This is a genomic window from Planotetraspora kaengkrachanensis (assembly GCF_016862895.1).
Classification (GTDB): Bacteria; Actinomycetota; Actinomycetes; order Streptosporangiales; family Streptosporangiaceae; genus Planotetraspora; species Planotetraspora kaengkrachanensis.
Genome location: NZ_BONV01000089.1, coordinates 1 through 865 on the forward strand (window position 1 = coordinate 1; position 865 = coordinate 865).

1 pseudogene is annotated in these 865 nt (G+C 60.6%); it reads left to right on the top strand.

Annotation, left to right across the window (positions count from 1 at the left end):
* Window positions 1-865, top strand: a pseudogene (locus tag Pka01_RS40475) (DNA-directed RNA polymerase subunit beta); the annotation flags it as partial.

Below are 865 nucleotides of genomic sequence, written 5' to 3' on the forward strand. Positions count from 1 at the left end.
CACGTATTCAGGAGCCGCTCGAAGTCCCCGACCTTCTCGCCCTGCAGACCGAGTCGTTCGACTGGCTGCTCGGCAACGAGAAATGGAAGGGCCGGGTCGAGGCGGCTCGCCAGGCCGGGCGCAAGGACGTTCCGGCCCAGTCAGGTCTCGAAGAGATCTTTGAAGAGATCAGTCCCATCGAGGACTTCTCCGGCACCATGTCCCTTTCGTTCCGGGACCACAGGTTCGAGCCGCCCAAGTACTCAGTCGATGAGTGCAAAGACAAGGACATGACCTTCTCCGCCCCGATGTTCGTGACGGCGGAGTTCATCAATAACACCACCGGTGAGATCAAGAGCCAGACGGTGTTCATGGGCGACTTCCCGCACATGACGCAGAAAGGAACTTTCATCGTCAACGGCACCGAGCGTGTCGTGGTGTCCCAGTTGGTCCGGTCTCCGGGTGTCTACTTCGACCGTTCGGTCGACAAGACCTCCGACAAGGACCTGTTCGGCGCGAAGGTGATTCCTTCGCGTGGTGCCTGGCTCGAGTTCGAGATCGACAAGCGTGACAGCGTCGGTGTGCGTATCGACCGTAAGCGCAAGCAGCCGGTGACGGTTCTGCTGAAGGCGCTCGGGTGGACGACCGACCAGATTCTTGAGCGGTTCGGGCAGTACGAGTCGATGCGGGCGACCCTGGAGAAGGATCACACGTCCGGCCAGGATGACGCGTTGCTGGACATCTACCGCAAGCTGCGTCCGGGTGAGCCGCCGACCAAGGAGTCGGCGCAGACGCTGCTGGAGAATCTGTATTTCAATCCGAAGCGTTATGACCTGGCCAAGGTCGGCCGCTACAAGATCAACAAGAAGCTGGGCGTCGAGGCCGA